Raw genomic sequence first — 17,274 nt, forward strand, 5'->3', positions numbered from 1 at the left:
CACCGCGGGACAAAAGCCGCGCCTTTGCCCCCTCACTTATAAAACTGCAGCACACTGCTCCAGTTCCACTGTTCGTAGTAGCTGTCGCCCAGATCGAGCCGCTCGATCCAAACAGCAGGCTCAAGCCCCTGCGCGTTCGCGACGACTACGCTCGCCGTGCGGCGATCCGACTGCACCCAAGCGAGCTGCTGGAAGGGCAGCGAAACCGGTGCGAACTGGCCGTAGCCCGCAGGCGGCGGTATGATCCGCCGCAGCGGCAGCCATGCGCTCAGCTTCACATTGACCAGGCTCGGCAGCGGTCGCGCTGTGATATCGCTGGTCCACTCGGCTTCCTGCGCCCGGCTCGCGACGATGTTCCGCATCCGGTGCCAAGTGAAGCCCAGCTCCACATAGCCTGACGGCGTATACGTTTTGGCCGCTGCTTGCGGATTGTCCAGCACCTTCAAATGCTTATTCGTCGTTCCCTCCCGACCAACCCCTTCGATATAGGCCAGGCTGTCGCCTTCAGGTGCCCACTCCAAATATCGATCATTGTTAACCATCTGATCAATCGGTTTGAACACAAGCCCGTCGCTGGACAGAAGGCAGAGCGTATTGCCATCGGCCGATAAGGAGGCTGTGGGGGTCGCCAGGAAGGCAATCCACCGCCCGGTGGCCGACCATTTGAACGTGCTCGTGCCCACGGCAAAAAAGCTGTCCGAAGGCTTGGGCAGCACGTATAGCAGCTGCGGCTCAGCATTCGCTTCTGGCGAAATATACAACAGCCGCACCGGCGTCCAGCCGTCTGCAGTTGACTGTGCCGCTTCCGAGGCCAGGAATCCTCGGCCATCCGGCTGCCAGGCATAATTGCTGATGTTCTCCGCGATGCGGCGCACCGACGCCGGCTGATCGGGCTGGACGACGAAGAGCTGCTGCGACTTGACAAAAGCAAGGCAATTACGGTTCGGAGCCCAATAAAAGTTAGGATCCGCCTCCGAGCTCATGAGGTGAGCCTGTCCGCTCTGTGTGTCCCACGCCCACAGCTCTGGCTTGCTCTCACCCTTCCAATAGGCGATCCATCTGCCGTCGTACGACCACTTCGGATACCGGACTGAGCCCACTCGGGTGAGCTGCTTCTCGTTGCTTTCGGATTTGCTCCATAAATCTCCATTCCGCACAAAAGCTGCTTTCAGCAGGCTCTCCGGCTTAGCCGCCTGAAGCGGTTCGGCGTCAGCACCTAGCAGCAAACTTATGATAAGCAAACAAAAGAAACGTTTGTGAAATATATGTGCACGCATTCAGCCGCTCCTTTCATCATCACTTCATGCAAGCACTGCAAGTGCTTACATACTCATCATTTATACTATTTCCCATTTGAAGAGAAACATGCTGCCGAGGCAGATTCAGTGCTATACTGGACATAGGTAGGGAAAAAATGTAAAAGGGGTGAATAGGATGAGCGAACCGAAAAACGAGCATCGGCAACTGGCTGCGGACCCCTTATCAAGAAATTGAAAGCATTAGCAGGAATTAATATACATATTGATGAATAAAAATATAGCGGTGCAAGCGATTCCTTCACATCCCCCTTTTAGCAAGACAAGCCGTTTAAATTTTTTCGCTCACAAGTACGAATAGTTTTTTGAAAATACAGATAAAAATTTATTGACGAGTTTATTTGGTCATAATAGAATATTTCAAACCGTCTAAAAGGAAGTGTAGCCATGAGAAGATATCGGTGGATTAAGTGGCGTAAGTTTCTTCTGTGGCTCGTAGCCCTCGTCATCATCGGCGTGCTGTTATGGGTTGGAGGGCCGTCATCATGGAATGTTGCGTTAAGTATTCTCAGCCTTTTGTTCCAGTTGCTCTTTGCGGTCTTATTTATGATTATTCAATTCGTTGCCTTGTTCTGGTTTCTTGCCCGAGGCCGAACGTACTGGATTTTACCCGGCGAGACCGGCGCCACATGGGATGATTACAGAGGTAATCCGGAAATCGTGGAAAATGCGAAACGGATCGTAACCCTGCTCAAAGGCGTCAAGGAGTTTAAAGAAATGGGGGGCGAAGCCATTCGGGGCTTCCTGCTCTGCGGACCTCCAGGTACGGGGAAATCGTATTTGGCTCAAGTCATTGCCAATGAAGCGCAGGTCCCATTTGCTTACGCTTCGGCGCCGAGTTTCCAAAATATGTTTTTTGGCGTTGGCAACCTCAAGGTCATGAATTTATATAAGAAAGCGCGCAAGCTTGCCAAAATTTACGGCGCCTGCATCATCTTCATTGATGAGATCGATGCGATCGGCATGAAGCGGCAAGGCGGCGGTGGCGGCATGATGTTCGGCATGGGCGGCGGCTCCGGCCTGCTCAACGAGCTGCTGCTGCAGATGGACCCGCCGAACCTCGACGCCAACTGGTTCGCCCGCATGCTGCGCGGTCTGGGCTTGCGCCGCAAAAAGGCCGAGCGCCCTGCGGTGCTGACCGTAGCGGCGACCAACCTGCCGGATGTGCTCGATCCTGCGCTGCTTCGTCCAGGACGCTTCGACCGCCAGCTATGGGTGGACGCGCCGGATTATGACGGCCGGATCGATATATTCCAATATTATTTGCGCAAAGTGAAGCACGACGAGACGCTGACCCCGGAACGGGCGGCCCTCGATACGATCGGCTACAGCCCGGCGCAGATCAAGCACATCGTCAACGAAGCGGTCGTCATGGCTCATCAGCGTGGCGCGCAGCTTGCCGGGTACGAAGATTTCCGGGCAGCGATGGAAACCTACGAATGGGGACTCAAGCAGCCGCTGCGTTCGATGCGGGACGACGAGAAGCGCAATGTCGCTTATCACGAAGCAGGTCATGCTGTCGCGCAGTTTCTGCTCAAGCCGCTTGATCGCGTGTGGAAAGTAACGATTATCCGCCGTGGAGGCGCGTTGGGTCTCGCAGCGACCAAGCCGATGCAAGAGCGTTACAACCACAGCGACAGCGAGATGCTGGCGGAAATTCAGGTTTGTTTGGCTGCGCGCGCGGTGGAGGAAGAGTTTTTGGGTAAAAAGCTTAATGGCGTTACCTCCGACTTGCAGCAGGCGACCGAGATTGCCGGCGCGTACCTGGGTATGGTCGGAATGGGTGATGAGCTGTTTAGCTGGCTGTCCTTCGGCACGCGCGCCGAAGCGCTCAAAGCGCTCCGGCCCAAGATTAACGAGCTGCTGAAAGAGCAGATGGCCCGGGTCAAAGTGCTCGTGTGCGAGCATGCGGACTTCGTGCATGCCATTGCCGCAGAGCTGCTGCTCCAAGGCGACTTGACGGGTGAAGAGATCGAGCAGATTTACGTGCGTCTATACGGTCAGAACCGACCCGTCGAGCTGGTGAACATGGTTGGCGCCGCACCTGCGCCAGCCGCCGACAAATCATCCGCACAGACGCCGGATGACGATGACGACGATGATCTGTTGCCGACGCCAACAGAAGAATAAGCGAAGAGCAGGCCGCAGCGGCCTGCTCTTGTTGCATATCCGTATAACGCGAATGCGATACTAGGTGAAAAAGCGAAGGGAGGCATGTGCTTTGTCCAATGCTCCGAACGATCACGAGCCGCAGATCAGCGATCTGCCGGCTGGTTTGGCGAAACCGGCGCTGCGGGCGCTGGCCGGGGCCGGTTATTTGCGGCTGGAGCAGTTCAGCCGGCTCACCGAAGCCGAGGTGCTGAAGCTGCACGGCATGGGGCCCAAAGCGCTGGAGCTCATTCGGCGCTCGCTTGCGGAGAGGGGCTTATCTTTCGCTGCATCCGAGCGCACTTAAGTCTATAGAATAGTTACATACCCTGTAATAGTCGCTCTCCCCCGCACATACAATCATGATGAGGAGGGAGCGCCTATGGAATGGTATGTGAAAGCATGGAAGAATTACGCGGTGTTTCAAGGTAGAGCAAGACGGAAGGAATACTGGATGTTCTTTTTGTTCAACCTCATTATCTCCATCGTGCTGTCGATTGTGGAATCCCTGATTGGTCTGAATTCTGTGCTGACCGGGCTGTATTCGCTGGCAGTACTGCTGCCGTCTCTCGGTATAGGCGTCCGCAGGCTGCATGATTCGGGAAGGAGCGGATGGTGGCTGCTGATCAGCCTCATACCGTTGATTGGAACAATCATTCTGATCGTCTTCCTGTGCCAAGATAGCGAGCCGAACGACAATCAATACGGCGCCAACCCGAAAGCATTTGCTTGATTTGCCCAAGTGCGAGATTTGTTTCACTTCGCCCTGTAGAGCCCGCAATGGGTTTTACAGGGTTTTTCTTTGGCTGTACGGCTGCGTGCAGGTATCCTCCCCCTCCGTCGCAAACAAAAAAGAGCGCAAGCCGCCTCAGTCGGCCTGCACTCTTTCCTTCGTCTCTCCAATTCCTACGAGCGATGTTCGACGAGATCGATGGCGCCAAGAATAACGTGGGCCAACCCGAAACCGAGAACACCCGTAGCAGCAAGCTTGTACTTGCTTTTAAGCAGTGAAGCAGCTGAAGCCGTAACTACAGTTCCAAGAACAGCAGGTATCAAACCTTCGCGCATATGGATTCACTCCTTTTCGTTAATTGGAAAGACAAGGTATATTGTGAGGTTAAGCAGCAGTAAATATGCATGGCAATCTACGTCTAGAGACGGAGCAGTTTTCGAACCCACGGCTGATGATCGGAAGGTCTTGACGTCTTATACTGGTAACAAGAGGAAACAGATATTGAGAAATTGAGGTGTATTTGTGGAAAAGTATCAAAACAAAAAATCGCTGATCCTGATCGGTCTGCTGCTCGGACTCATCTTCTCGGAGCTGGATCAAACCGTCGTATCAACGGCTTTGCCGACCATCATTCGCGATCTTCACGGTTTATCGCTCTATGGCTGGGTCGCGGGTATTTACATGCTGTCCATTACGATGTTCATGCCGATTTTCGGCAAACTTGCCGATATTTTCGGGCGGAAAAAAGTGTATCTCAGCTGTGTCGCGTTCTTCATGCTAGGCTCCATCATCTGCGGGCTTGCTGAATCTATGACGGTGCTGCTCATCGGTCGCGGCATTCAAGGGATTGGCGCCGGGGGATTAATGCCGCTGGGCATGATTATTATCGGCGACACGTTTCCCCTGGAGCAGCGGGCTAAAGTGCAGAGCATGATCGGTCCTTTATTAATTTTGCCGCAGCTGGTCGGTCCGACGGTTGGCGGATATTTCGTCAGTCATGTGAGTTGGCACTGGATTTTCCTGATTAATATTCCGATCGGTTTGATTTCGGCTTTCATCGTTGCCAAAGGTTTGCGTGAATCCTCTAGTACGGAGAAGAAGCCGATTGACTGGTTAGGGGCGATCATGCTGGTTCTTGCGATGACGTCGCTGCTGATGGCTCCCGTATTGATCGATGTTCGAGGCTATGCGTGGTCGTCACCGGCGGTGATCGGGCTGCTGGCTGCGGCCCTGCTCTTTATTGTGCTGTTCGTGCGTGTCGAGTCCAAAGCGCTCGAGCCGATTATTCCGCTGGTGCTCTTCAAGAACCGCTCGGTCGTTGTCTTATCCTGCATTGTGTTCCTGACGATGCTTGGCATTATGGGCGGCATGTCCGGCTTGCCGTTCTTTGCGCAGAACGTGATGGGCATGACGCCAACAGCTTCCGGCTATATGACACTAGCCTTCATGGCGGGGGCGATACCGGCCAGCATGGTTTGCGGTAATTTGATTACGAAGATCCCTTACAAGTATTTGTTTATCGTATCATTTATTTTCCCGATCATTAGCTATGTGCTGCTTTCCCGCGTACAGGTAGAGACGACGGTGCTCTATATGGTTGTGGCCTTTGTCATCATGGGGCTCGGGATCGGTGTGCTGTTCGGAGGCGATAACTTAATCGTGCAGGAATCCGTTGATCAGGAGCATATGGGGGTCGGCGTGGCGACCGTTCAATTGTTCCAGTCCATCGGTGCTACGCTCGGATTCAGCATTTTCGGCAGTTTGCTGGCCAAAAATATTACGACCGGAATCGGGCAATTGTCCGCCGAGTTCCCGCCAGGCACCGAGCAGGCGATTATGAATGGAGGCATCCCCGCGGGGCTGTCGGCTGATCTGCTGCTGCAGATCAAGAGCGTATTTGCTGTAGCGTTCCAGCATATGTTTGCAATCGGGATCGGCTTCGCTGTCGTCGCGTTTATCTTCTGCTGGTTCATGAGGCGTGAGGTGCTGGCGCAGAAGGAAGCAGCGGAGGCAGCCAAGGCTGCGGTGCAATCGCATTAAGACGTGATAAAAAAGAGAAGCCCCTGTGCGGAAGCGCGAGGTTATGTAATTTCGCCCCAGCCGCCTGCAGGGGCTTTTTGCTGAAATTGAAAATAACTGAATGATCGTTTATTATAAACTGAATTATTAAATGAACGTTTAGTTAAGAAGGGAGCAAGCAGCTTTATGACGGCAAATCACAATCAGGATGCGAAGCCCACCATTCAAGCGATTATTACCGGTGCTACCGGTATGGTCGGAGAGGGCGTTTTGCACGAATGCCTGAATCATCCAGATGTCACACAGGTATTGGTCGTTGGCCGCAAGCCCTGCGGTGTGTCGCATCCGAAATTAGAAGAAATCATCCATGCCGATTTTATGGATCTGACGGCCATTGAGCACCGGCTTAGCGGGTATAACGCCTGTTATTTTTGCCTGGGCGTATCGTCAGTAGGCATGAACGAAGCGGCGTACAGCAAGCTCACGTACGATCTGACTTTGCATATGGCTCAGACGCTCGCCAGATTGAACCCGGAGCTGGTATTCTGCTACGTCTCTGGCAGCGGCACGGACAGCACCGAGAAAGGGAAGAGCATGTGGGCCAGGGTCAAGGGCCGAACGGAAAACCGCCTGCTGCAGCTGCCTTTTCGAAAAGCCTACATGTTCCGCCCCGGTTACATGCATCCGACCAAAGGTCTCAAGAATACGCATCGCTATTATCGTGCCCTGACATGGATGTATCCAGGCTTGCGCGCCCTGTTTCCCAATCATCTCATTAAGCTTCAAGAGCTGGGGCTTGCGATGATTCATTCGGTTCATAAGGGGTACGACAAAAGGATACTAGAAAGCAGGGATATTTTGGAATTGGCGAGAAAGTAAGTAGTAAAAAGGGAAGGAAGGCGATGAAGTTGAGTACGATCACGATTCGCTTCATGCAGGAGAATGATCCTGCGAAAGTCTCCGAAGCTTTTCTCGCGCAAGGTTGGAACAAGCCCGCCGAGCAATATGTCAGGTATGTCGAGGAGCAAAAGCTGGGGCGGCACGTAACGCTGGTTGCCGAGGCAGAGGGTGACTTTGCCGGTTATGTCAACATTATTTGGGAACCGGATTATCCGTTGTTCAAGGAGCAGGGGATTCCCGAAATCCAAGATTTCAACGTGCTGATCCGCTATCGCAGGCAAGGCATCGGCACGCTGCTTATGGACCGGGCGGAGGAACTCATCCGCCAGCGATCGGCACAAGCCGGGATTCGGGTCGGACTATTCAGCGACTATGGTCCCGCCCAGGCGATGTATGTCAAGCGCGGGTACATCCCGGATGGACGGGGGATTTATCAGAACGGCGAGTATATGAAGTATGGTCAGCAGGTCGTCGTCGACGATGATCTCATTTTAGCGTTGGTGAAAACTTGGGCGTAGCTGCGAGCGAGTCAATCATATTTATCTTCGTCTGCTCTGCTAATGCGCTCAACAATAAGCTCCGCTTCGGTTTCAAAGTTCAAATAAAGCGGCGCCGGAAGCTGATCGGCCATCTCTTTCACAGCGTCTAATTCCATGAACGCATCCAAAGTTTGCGGCGGATTATCCATGCTGTACACCCATTCGCGAAGCGCATCAATGAACGTATAAAAAGAGGCTTCAAAGCGGTTGGCCGTTTCCTCCGCCTGATCGCTGTCCATACTGCCAGAGCTGAACATTGCATTCCAATTATTCAAAGCGGTTTCCAAGGCATTCATAACCTTATCAAGCATCATAATTCCTCCCGGCAGCGGATCAAGTGATTCGTGTAATTTTACTTTTTTAATTATAACAGCTTGCAATGGTGATAAAAAGGAAGCAGAGCAGACGGAAGGCGGGCTTACGCCCAGCTACAGCTTGATCGAGGCCGCAGTGCGCGCGGTAAAGCTGCCTGTCCAGGTCATGATCCGGCCGCATAGCAGCGGTTTTTGCTATAGCCATGCGGATCGCGAAGCAGCTGGGGGCGCTTACGCCGGACAAGCAGATCGACACCGAAGCGCTGAGCATGCTGCTCGAGGAGGCGCAAGGGCTGTCGGTCACGTTTCACCGGGCGATTGACGAAGCCGCCGATGTCGAGGAAGCGCTCCGTCAGCTTGCCCGGTTCCCGCCAATAGACCGGACCCTCACTTCAGGCGGCAAACCTAACGTGCTGCACGCGGTTCCGGAAGTGCAACGCGCCGTTGCCTGAAGCAAAGCGTCTTCCATTGCCATTATAGCGGGAAGCGGGTTGACGCCCGAATCTTTGAAGCGGGAATCCAGCTTAGGCAAATAAGTACCAGACCCGCACGGTTGCGCTGATCGTCAATTGCCCGGGCTGGATTGGCGTGGGCGACGCTGCGGCGCTAACGGCAAACTTGACGCTGTAAGGTACCGGCTCTGCTGCATGAGCGGGCTCTTGAACGCGGATAGGGACGGCGCTCAGCTGGGCGCCAATCGTGTCGGCGATCGTGACGGCTTTTTGCTGCGCATCGCGCAAAGCCTTCGTCAGCGCCTTCTGCTCATAGACTTCCGGATGCGCCATCGTGAACCGGATGCTGCTCACCTCATTAGCTCCGCTGGCGACAGCGGCATCGACAATGGCTCCGGTCTGCTCGACGCGGTCTGTCGTCACTTGCAGCAGATGCGTGACTTTATAACCGCGAAATGTCTGTTTCCCGTCCGGATAATCATACTGCGTGTCGATCCGGTATTCCTGCGTTTGGATGTGTTCCCGGGGAATCCCAAGCGCAAGCAATGACTGAATCACAGCGGTAGTGATCTTCGCATTCTCGGCTTGAATCTGGGTCAGGTTCGTGCCTTCCGTGACAGCGCCAAGCACGATGACAGCCCGGTCGGGAGCGGCTTGGACCGTACCTTCGCCAAGCACTTCAATTGTTGCCTGCTGGTTCATAGAGGCGGCCGAAGCAGGATGAACATATGGATTGCCGTACATAGGGCTCATAGAACTCTTTTCAGCTCCTTTTCACACGTTTTCAAATTTTATGCTGGCAGGATTTGATGTTATGACGGTTACGATATTTGTTTTTTGTGATGGGATGGTAGAGGGGTTGGAAAAAATTGAAAGCTGCAAGAGAAGCTTTTATAATAAGTGAAAGGTTGGTAATTTATTTCCAGGAGGGATTCTTATGTCCGCATGTAAACTATCAGTCGATTATGATCAGTACGAGAATGGCGTCAAAATCGTAGATTTACTAGAGGAGCTTGCCAACAAAGCTGAGAGCCTGCAGCTTGAAAGTCTGATCATCGGTGATTGGGGCGGAGCTTACGAGAATGATTCCAGTGCAATTGTTGAAACGCTCGTTCGCTTGAAAGACCGTTTTCCGCAGCTGCGCAGCTTGTTTATTGGTGATATGTCCTATGAAGAATGCGAGGTCTCTTGGATTAATCAATCCAATCTGGGGCCGATTCTGTCCGCTTATCCCGAGTTGCGCTCGTTGACGATCAAAGGAAGCACGGGTCTCAGTCTTGATCCTGCTCACCATGACAACCTGGAGGAGCTTACGGTGATTTGCGGTGGGCTTGGAAGAGACGTTATTGCTAGCATTAGCGAAGGCAGTTTCAAAAACTTGCGGAAGCTGGAGCTTTATCTGGGCGTAGAAGATTATGGCTTCAACGGAAGCCTCGACGATATTCTCCCGCTGATTGAGCCAGGCAAATTCCCTCATCTTACTTATTTGGGGCTCAAAGACAGTGAAATCCAAGATGCAATTGCGATAGCGGTAGCGAATGCTCCGATTGTTGATCAGCTTCATACGCTGGATCTTTCCATGGGAACATTGACGGATCAGGGGGCTGAGGCACTTCTTTATAGTGACAAAATCAAGAAGCTAGAGCTGCTTAATTTAAGCTATCATTATATGTCGGATGAAATGATGGAGCGTTGGGAGCAGTCGGGCCTTAACGTAGATATAAGCGATCAGCAGGATGCTGATGATAATGGCGATTATCGCTATCCTTCCTTGACGGAGTAACGATGAAAGCGATGATTGTCATTGGCAATGCCGGGAATAGAAGAACGACTGGACTGCAAGCGGCAAGAGCTCGGCTGGGGTTGCCCCCAGCCCTTGTTTTACAATATATCGATGTGCTGCAGGGCCAAGCATCATTGAGCTCGATTGCCCACAGCCTGCAGCGAACGATGGATGAGCCGCCCTTGCTGCGGCTTGACGCACCAGGGGAGCATTTTGAAGTGGAACGCGAACTTATTGCGATAGGCGCCCCTGATGCGGCAAGCAGCCAGATCGACGAGCGATGGCTTCGGTATTCCAAAAGCGCCCATCAGCCTATTCCGCTTAGGATGGCGCAAGGCATGAAGGAATGCAAGGGCAAGCTCTATCATCCTTCGCAGTGGTTCCGCGGGTATTGCCGCCTGCTGTCAAGGCTGGACAGAGAGGCCAGACAGCTGTGGCATACACCACGCTGGATGAATGCTCCTGAGGATATAGCCGCCATGTTCGATAAGCGGTATACGCACGAAATCTTATCATCGGCCGGTTTGCCGGTGCCTAGAAGATTAGCGTCACCGGAAGCGATTCCGGATTACGATGCGTTACGGGATACGATGGTTCGTGAGCGGGTACACCGACTGTTTATTAAGCTGGCAACGGGCTCCGGCGCATGCGGCGTCATTGCGTACCAAGTGAACCCCGTTACAGGGGCAGAATCGGCTGTGACTACAATAGCTGTGGATAACTTTCAAACCAGACCTCCGATCTTTTATAACGTGAAAAAACTGGTGAATTATCAAGAACGCCATGTTATTCGCCAAATCATCAACTGGTTATTGGGACATGGCGCTCATATCGAGCAATGGATTCCCAAAGCTTCTTATCGCGATCGCACGTTCGACATCCGACAGCTTGTTGTCGCAGGTAAGTCATGTCACAGCATCGCCAGAGTAAGCAGAACACCTATCACGAATCTGCATCTCGATAGCGAGCGCATGGGCTTAATGGAGATTGGCCTGGCTGACGATCTTCAACATACGGTGCGGCAATGTGCCGAGCACACGTTAGCGGCCTTTCCACATTCCACCATTGCAGGCATCGATGTATTATTGAGCAGCGGATCATTGCGGCCTTACGTACTGGATGTCAATCCATTCGGAGATTTACTCTATCATAGTCAATATGAAGGACATGACCCCTATGAATGGGAAATGAGAATGGCTTCGCTCCCTTCGACGATCTAAATGGAAGGGGATCATACGATGTTTAACATGAATGAAATGGTTGGGACGCATGATATTCTCATGATTACACTGGATACGCTGCGCTATGACGCCGCTGTCCTGGAGGAAGACAACTGCCCGAATTTGTGCGGCGATGGGCATTGGGAAATGCGGCACACGCCGGGAAGCTTCACTTATGCGGCGCATCATGCTTTTTTTGGCGGCTTTCTGCCGACTCCGGCTACGACAAATAAGTCAGAACATGTTCGGTTGTTTCATTCGAAAAATACGGGACTACATACACATCCGTATACATGGCAATTTGATTCAACGGATATTGTATCCGGTTTGCAGGCAGAGGGCTATCGGACGATCTGTATTGGCGGCGTCATCTTTTTCACGAAAAAAGTTCCGCTGGCCAAAGTGCTGCCCAGTTATTTCCAGGAAAGCTATTGGAGAATGACCTTTGGGGTTACGAATCAACGCTCAACAGAGCATCAGGTGAATCATGCCATCAAGCTTCTGCAAAATTCATCTCTGCCAGAGCGGCTGTTTTTGTTTATGAATATTTCAGCCATTCATGGGCCTAATCATTATTTTGTGCCAGGAGCGAAAAAAGACTCCATAGCGACGCAGCGCGCGGCACTCCGTTATGTTGACGGAGAACTGGGGCGATTGTTTCAGGCATTCAGGGAACGGGAACGGCCTGTATTTTGCATGGCGTTCTCAGATCATGGCACTGCCTTCGGGGAGGATGGCTATCACGGCCACAGGCTTGCACATGAGGTCGTGTGGAACGTGCCTTATCGCGAGTTTATTTTGTAAGGTGAGAGGAGAAGATGACGATGAGCCATACAGTCGATTCGAATGACTTGAACATCCTCCACAACCCGCAGGCTCTACGCAGCTGGAAAGACGGCCTGACAGCAGAGCCTTATCGGTCTTATTTGTATGCTTATCCGCACAAAACTGCCTATCGAGCATTGGCGTCGAAGCTGCTTTCTGAACTGTGGAGCCAGGAAATGGCAGATACGTACTTTTTATATATGCATATCCCGTTCTGCGGGGCTCGGTGCGGCTTCTGCAATTTATTCACCTTACCTGACAAGAGAGCCGATGTTCATGCCGAATATGTGGATGCTCTGGAAAGACAAGCTGCACAATGGGCTCCGTTCATTCAGAAAAAGCCGGTTGCCCGATTTGCTATCGGAGGCGGCACGCCGACGTTACTCGAGCCTGTCCAGCTTGCGCGGTTGTTTCATATTGCCCAAGATGTGATTGGCTTGGATCCAGCTCAAGTCTCAATCTCGGTAGAGACATCTCCCGAGACGGTAACCGCCGAACGCCTGGCTATTTTACAAAGCCGGCAGGTGGATCGCGTCAGCATGGGCATTCAAAGCTTCATCTCGTCTGAAGCGGAAGCGATCTATCGTCCGCAGAAGCCGCAGGAGGTTGAAAGAGCGCTGGAACAACTCAAGCAGTACCGGTTTCCGATTCTTAACTTGGACTTGATATATGGCCTTCCTGGGCAAACGATGGCGTCATGGTTGTATTCGCTGGATAAGGCGCTATCCTATGAGCCGGAGGAGATATTTATTTATCCGCTGTACACGCGTGAGCACACCATTGTAAAGCCGGAGCAGATCAGGCAAAGCGGCGAAGATCACAGAGTTAGCTTCTATCGCGCAGCGCGGGAACGTCTGCTTGCGCAAGGGTATACACAGTATTCGATGCGCAGATTTGCCAAAGCGGCAGCGGGTTCGGGTAAGAAATTGCTTCCGTACAGCTGTCAGGAAGAAGGCATGATCGGCCTTGGCTGTGGCGCACGGTCTTACACCAGGAATGTCCATTATTCCTCGCGATACAGTGTAGGGCGTGCTGCTACAGCAAGTATTATTGCCGACTATGTGGCTGCAGCCGATTACTCTCATGCCGATTACGGCCTTGTGCTTAGCAAGGATGATCAACAGCGCCGTTTTATACTCAAAGCGCTGCTTCACATGGAAGGCTTGGCACTGAGCAGCTATCTGGAGCGATTTGCAGCATCAGCGCTTGTCGATTATCCCGAATTGAATCTGCTTCTCCATACCGATCTTGCTGTGATAGAGCACGATGTATTGCGATTGACGGATGAAGGGCTTATGTACTCCGATGCGATTGGAGATTGGTTTATTTCCCCGGACATTCGTGCGCTCATGGAAAGCTGTGATCTTGCATGAAAGCGACACTTTATTTTCGCGGGAGCTTAAGCTCATGCAATTACGACTGTCCGTACTGCCCTTTTAGCAAGAACACGGATAGTCAGGAGTCTTTGCTGAAGGACCGGCTGCAGGTACAGACATTTGTCGATTGGGTAGAGGAGCAAGAGGGGAGCGGGCATCGGTTATCTGTGTTTTTTAACCCTTATGGTGAAGGACTTACGCATCGTTGGTACAGGGAAGCTTTGGTTAAATTGTCCCACATGCAGCATGTCGACAAAGTTGCGATACAAACCAACTTATCCGCTAAGCTTGATTGGATCGGTGATTTGAATCCGGCAACGGCCGCATTCTGGGTCACCTACCACCCCGGGCAGACGGAGGAAGAGCGATTTTTACAGCAATGCCTCAAGCTCTATGGGCAACAAATCCTGTTCAGTGTAGGCTGTGTCGGGGTTAAGAGCGCGTTCAATTCCATGGCTTCCATACGGAAGGCATTGCCCGATGATGTTTATATGTGGGTCAATGCATACAAAGATAGACCGGATTATTACTCTGCAGAGGATACGGCGTTTTTGAGCCGTGTGGATCCCTATTTTGGCCTTAACGCTAAAGATTACGACAGTATGGGCAAGCCGTGCAGTACCGGGCAATCTGTGTTTTATGTTCAAGGAGATGGGCGCGTAAAGCGATGTTATAAGGATCGTCAAGTAATCGGAAATTTGTATAAAGACGGACTGGAAGAAATATGCAGGGAACGGCCGTGCCGTATGAGACAATGTGATTGTTATATCGGCTACATTCATATGGAGGAGCAGCAGTTCGCTTCTATTTATGGAGAGCGCGTACTCGAACGGATCGCAAAAATCCCTTGACCTCCTTGATACAATGAAGCCGGTCTGTTGACCGCAACAAGCATGCAAGAAGGACAAGGGATTGAGGAAGGGCAGATTAGCATCCGCCGCTATCGGGTTGAGGGTAGCCACCGGCTAAACCATCGGTGGTGTTTATTTTTCATTGGAAAGTTTTAGTACGTCCAGCAGTTTGAAAAATAAGCTCAGCACGATGGTCACGACTGTCGCGAGCGCCATGCCTTTCATCTCAAAATGACCCCACTTGAAGGTAACTCCGCTGAGGCCGATAACGAGCACAACTGTCGTTAAAATCAGGTTCACCGGCTTGCTGTAATCCACTTTGGTCTCAACCAGCATGCGGATCCCCGAAGCGGCGATCACGCCGAACAGCAGCAAGGATACGCCGCCCATCACCGGGGTCGGGATGGTTTGAATGAGCACGGATATTTTACCGATAAAGGAGAGGACGATAGCCAAAATCGCTGCTCCGCCGATTACCCACACGGAGTAGATACGGCTAATCGCCATAACGCCGATATTTTCACCATAGGTAGTGTTCGGCGTCGAGCCGACAAGCGATGAAATCATCGTCGAGATCCCGTTACCGAGCAAGGAGCGGCTGAGCCCGGGGTCTTTGGACAAATCTTTGCCGACCATATTGCCGGTTACGATCAAGTGGCCGATATGTTCGGCGATCACGACCAGCGCCGCTGGCGCGATGACCAAAATGCTCGCCCAATCAAAGGTTGGCGTCGTGAACGTCGGGAGCTGGAACCATGAAGCTGCGTTCCACGCGTCAGCCAAGTGCACGAGCCCCATCAGTGCAGCGAGGACGTATCCCGCGACGATGGCGATCAGGATCGGAATGACTTTCATAAAACCACGGAACATAACCGTACCGATGATACCGACAAGCAAGGTGAAAATGGACACTGTCGCCGTGGGCGAATCGATCGACCAGTTTGCCGGCGCTCCGCTTGGCGCGATCAATCCGGCCATGCCTGCTGCAGTCGGCACCAGCTCGAGGCCAATGACGGCGACGATGGCGCCCATGGCCGCCGGCGGGAAGACGACATCGATCCATCCGGTCCCGACAGCCCGGATCAGCAAGGCGACGATGGTGAAAATGAGGCCGACGATGAGGAAGCCGCCAAGTGCTGCGCTGTAGCCTTTGCTCGATAAAACTACAAAAACCGGAGATAGAAAGGCGAAGCTCGAACCGAGAAAGGCTGGGATCTTCCCTTTCGTGATCCAGATATAAAGCAGGGTGCCGATACCGTTCATGAGCAGAATAGTGGCCGGATCGACTTTAAACAGGATCGGGACTAAAACAGTGGAACCAAACATGGCAAATAAATGCTGCAAACTTAGCGGAATGCTCTCCCCCCATGAAGGGCGTTCATCAACTTGAATGATGCGTGACAATTTGAAATGACCTCCTCTTTATTAACTCTGTACGCTATCTTACCACAATAGGGCAATTTCTGTACTACACTTTTGCATAAGGATTTGCCGGTTAGTTAATAATGGCAGTAAAATGAAGAATATGGAGAAAACTTACATGAATAAAGCGATTGAACTCAAGCAGCCGGCGCAGCGCAAGCTGCTTTTCAGCACGGGGCTCAGCTGGCTGTTCGATGCGATGGATGTCGGCATCATTTCATTCATAGCGGCGGCGCTCGCCCTGGAATGGAAGCTCAGCGCCCAGCAGATCGGCCTGCTGACCGCCGTCAATTCCATCGGCATGGCCATTGGAGCGGCTGTCGCCGGGGCGCTGGCAGATAAATACGGGAGACGGGCGGTGCTGCTCGCGACGCTCTTGATCTTCTCCGCAGCCAGCGGGCTGTCGGCGCTCGCGACAAGCTTCGCCGTCCTCTGCGTGCTGCGTTTTATTACGGGCTTCGGCCTGGGCGGAGAGCTGCCGGTTGCGTCGACCCTCGTGTCGGAGTCCGTCCCTGCCAGTGAGCGCGGCCGCGTAGTCGTCCTGCTCGAGAGCTTCTGGGCTTGCGGTTGGATCATCGCCGCGCTGATTGCCTATTTTGTCATTCCGCATTATAGCTGGCGGCTGGCCTTTGTCATCGGCGCTGTCCCTGCGGTGTACGCCTTATATTTGCGCAGAGCCGTCCGGGACTCACCGCGCTTCATGCAGCAGAGCGGCGAGCGGCTCACTTTTGGCGAGCGGTTTGCGTCCGTATGGTCGGCGCGGCATCGCCGGTCTACAGTTATGCTGTGGATCTTGTGGTTTACTGTTGTGTTTTCCTATTACGGTATGTTTCTTTGGCTGCCGACTGTTATGGTGTTGAAAGGTTTTGGTCTTGTAAAAAGTTTCCAGTATGTACTGATCATGACGCTGGCTCAGCTTCCCGGCTATTTTACAGCAGCTTATTTCATAGAGAAGTTTGGAAGGAAGTTTGTGCTTGTGCTGTACCTGCTGCTCACCGCGCTTAGTGCTCTGTGGTTCGGCCACGCGGAGACGGTAAGCAGCTTGATTACCGCCGGCATTTGCTTGTCGTTTTTTAATCTTGGTGCCTGGGGCGGGATGTACGCCTACACGCCGGAGCTGTACCCGACTGGCGTCCGCTCCACGGGCGTAGGTCTTGCAGCAGCTTTCGGGCGCATCGGCGGCGTGCTCGGGCCGTATTTTGTCGGGCTGATGGTGGCACAAGGAAAACAGATCTTCAGCATCTTCATGTTTTTTTTCATCGCCGTTGTGCTCGGCGCACTGGCGGTGCTTTTTCTCGGTAAGGAGACGAAGGGCAGCGATCCGGATTTAGTGTGAATAACGCGGGTGAGCGGTGGCGCGGCGGCGAGAAGGCGCT

Annotated in this window: 18 protein-coding genes; 13 read left to right on the forward strand and 5 right to left on the reverse strand. The window is 52.7% G+C overall.

The genetic code is table 11. From position 1 onward, the window contains the following. Window positions 1-32: 32 nt before the first annotated feature. Complete coding sequence (locus O9139_RS12905; RefSeq protein ID WP_270879891.1) at window positions 33-1,277, reverse strand: TolB family protein; 1,245 nt, start codon at window positions 1,275-1,277, stop codon at window positions 33-35. Window positions 1,278-1,703: 426 nt separating this feature from the next. Here O9139_RS12905 and O9139_RS12910 point away from each other — a divergent pair, with 426 nt between their 5' ends. From O9139_RS12910 to O9139_RS12920, 3 genes are all read left to right on the forward strand, one after another. After that, the gene (locus tag O9139_RS12910) at window positions 1,704-3,446 is read left to right on the forward strand and encodes an AAA family ATPase (RefSeq protein WP_270879892.1); all 1,743 of its coding nucleotides are present in this window, start codon (window positions 1,704-1,706) and stop codon (window positions 3,444-3,446) included. A gap of 91 nt (window positions 3,447-3,537) precedes the next feature. Beyond that, window positions 3,538-3,771: a helix-hairpin-helix domain-containing protein gene (locus O9139_RS12915; protein ID WP_270879893.1), complete on the forward strand. Its 234-nt coding sequence runs from the start codon at window positions 3,538-3,540 to the stop codon at window positions 3,769-3,771. A gap of 75 nt (window positions 3,772-3,846) precedes the next feature. Continuing rightward, a complete protein-coding gene (locus tag O9139_RS12920) occupies window positions 3,847-4,197 on the forward strand; it encodes a DUF805 domain-containing protein (protein ID WP_270879894.1) in 351 nt (116 codons plus the stop codon). A 173-nt stretch (window positions 4,198-4,370) separates the two neighbouring features. Here O9139_RS12920 and O9139_RS12925 read toward each other — a convergent pair whose 3' ends face one another. After that, entirely contained in the window at window positions 4,371-4,532 is a 162-nt protein-coding gene (locus O9139_RS12925; RefSeq protein ID WP_270879895.1) for an asparagine synthase, read from the reverse strand. Window positions 4,533-4,719: 187 nt separating this feature from the next. Between O9139_RS12925 and O9139_RS12930 the strand changes: the two genes are divergently transcribed. The 3 genes from O9139_RS12930 to O9139_RS12940 all read left to right on the forward strand — a co-directional run bounded on the left by O9139_RS12930 (window position 4,720) and on the right by O9139_RS12940 (window position 7,634). Then, a complete protein-coding gene (locus tag O9139_RS12930) occupies window positions 4,720-6,237 on the forward strand; it encodes an MDR family MFS transporter (protein WP_270879896.1) in 1,518 nt (505 codons plus the stop codon). Between the two features lie 165 nt (window positions 6,238-6,402). Beyond that, window positions 6,403-7,095: an NAD-dependent epimerase/dehydratase family protein gene (locus O9139_RS12935; RefSeq protein WP_270879897.1), complete on the forward strand. Its 693-nt coding sequence runs from the start codon at window positions 6,403-6,405 to the stop codon at window positions 7,093-7,095. A 23-nt stretch (window positions 7,096-7,118) separates the two neighbouring features. Next, window positions 7,119-7,634, forward strand: coding sequence for a GNAT family N-acetyltransferase (locus tag O9139_RS12940; RefSeq protein WP_270879898.1), 516 nt, complete (start codon window positions 7,119-7,121; stop codon window positions 7,632-7,634). An 11-nt stretch (window positions 7,635-7,645) separates the two neighbouring features. Here the strand turns inward: O9139_RS12940 and O9139_RS12945 are convergent, their stop codons facing one another. Continuing rightward, window positions 7,646-7,969, reverse strand: a complete 324-nt coding sequence (locus O9139_RS12945; RefSeq protein WP_270879899.1) for a hypothetical protein — start codon at window positions 7,967-7,969, stop codon at window positions 7,646-7,648. Window positions 7,970-8,172: 203 nt separating this feature from the next. On the opposite strand from O9139_RS12945, the gene O9139_RS12950 reads away from it, so the two are divergent. Next, window positions 8,173-8,421, forward strand: coding sequence for a copper homeostasis protein CutC (locus O9139_RS12950; RefSeq protein WP_270879900.1), 249 nt, complete (start codon window positions 8,173-8,175; stop codon window positions 8,419-8,421). Between the two features lie 72 nt (window positions 8,422-8,493). Here the strand turns inward: O9139_RS12950 and O9139_RS12955 are convergent, their stop codons facing one another. Further along, window positions 8,494-9,174, reverse strand: coding sequence for an SIMPL domain-containing protein (locus O9139_RS12955; RefSeq protein WP_270879901.1), 681 nt, complete (start codon window positions 9,172-9,174; stop codon window positions 8,494-8,496). Between the two features lie 184 nt (window positions 9,175-9,358). Here O9139_RS12955 and O9139_RS12960 point away from each other — a divergent pair, with 184 nt between their 5' ends. The 5 genes from O9139_RS12960 to O9139_RS12980 are packed head-to-tail and all read left to right on the forward strand — an operon-like array spanning window position 9,359 to window position 14,476. Next, window positions 9,359-10,204, forward strand: a complete 846-nt coding sequence (locus tag O9139_RS12960; protein ID WP_270879902.1) for an STM4015 family protein — start codon at window positions 9,359-9,361, stop codon at window positions 10,202-10,204. A gap of 2 nt (window positions 10,205-10,206) precedes the next feature. Further along, on the forward strand, window positions 10,207-11,424 hold the full coding sequence (locus O9139_RS12965) for an STM4014 family protein (protein WP_270879903.1): 1,218 nt from the start codon (window positions 10,207-10,209) through the stop codon (window positions 11,422-11,424). Window positions 11,425-11,442: 18 nt separating this feature from the next. After that, entirely contained in the window at window positions 11,443-12,228 is a 786-nt protein-coding gene (locus O9139_RS12970) for an STM4013/SEN3800 family hydrolase (protein ID WP_270879904.1), read from the forward strand. Between the two features lie 20 nt (window positions 12,229-12,248). Continuing rightward, window positions 12,249-13,622, forward strand: a complete 1,374-nt coding sequence (locus O9139_RS12975; RefSeq protein ID WP_270879905.1) for an STM4012 family radical SAM protein — start codon at window positions 12,249-12,251, stop codon at window positions 13,620-13,622. After that, a complete protein-coding gene (locus O9139_RS12980; RefSeq protein WP_270879906.1) occupies window positions 13,619-14,476 on the forward strand; it encodes an STM4011 family radical SAM protein in 858 nt (285 codons plus the stop codon). Before O9139_RS12975 ends, O9139_RS12980 begins: the two co-directional genes overlap by 4 nt. A gap of 132 nt (window positions 14,477-14,608) precedes the next feature. On the opposite strand, the gene uraA is transcribed toward O9139_RS12980, so the two are convergent. After that, window positions 14,609-15,880, reverse strand: a complete 1,272-nt coding sequence (gene uraA, locus O9139_RS12985) for a uracil permease (RefSeq protein WP_270879907.1) — start codon at window positions 15,878-15,880, stop codon at window positions 14,609-14,611. Between the two features lie 136 nt (window positions 15,881-16,016). On the opposite strand from uraA, the gene O9139_RS12990 reads away from it, so the two are divergent. Further along, a complete protein-coding gene (locus O9139_RS12990; protein WP_270879908.1) occupies window positions 16,017-17,234 on the forward strand; it encodes an MFS transporter in 1,218 nt (405 codons plus the stop codon). Window positions 17,235-17,274: the final 40 nt, after the last annotated feature.

The sequence above is a fragment of the Paenibacillus aestuarii genome (genome assembly GCF_027789125.1).
In the GTDB taxonomy this organism is placed as follows: domain Bacteria; phylum Bacillota; class Bacilli; order Paenibacillales; family NBRC-103111; genus Paenibacillus_E; species Paenibacillus_E aestuarii.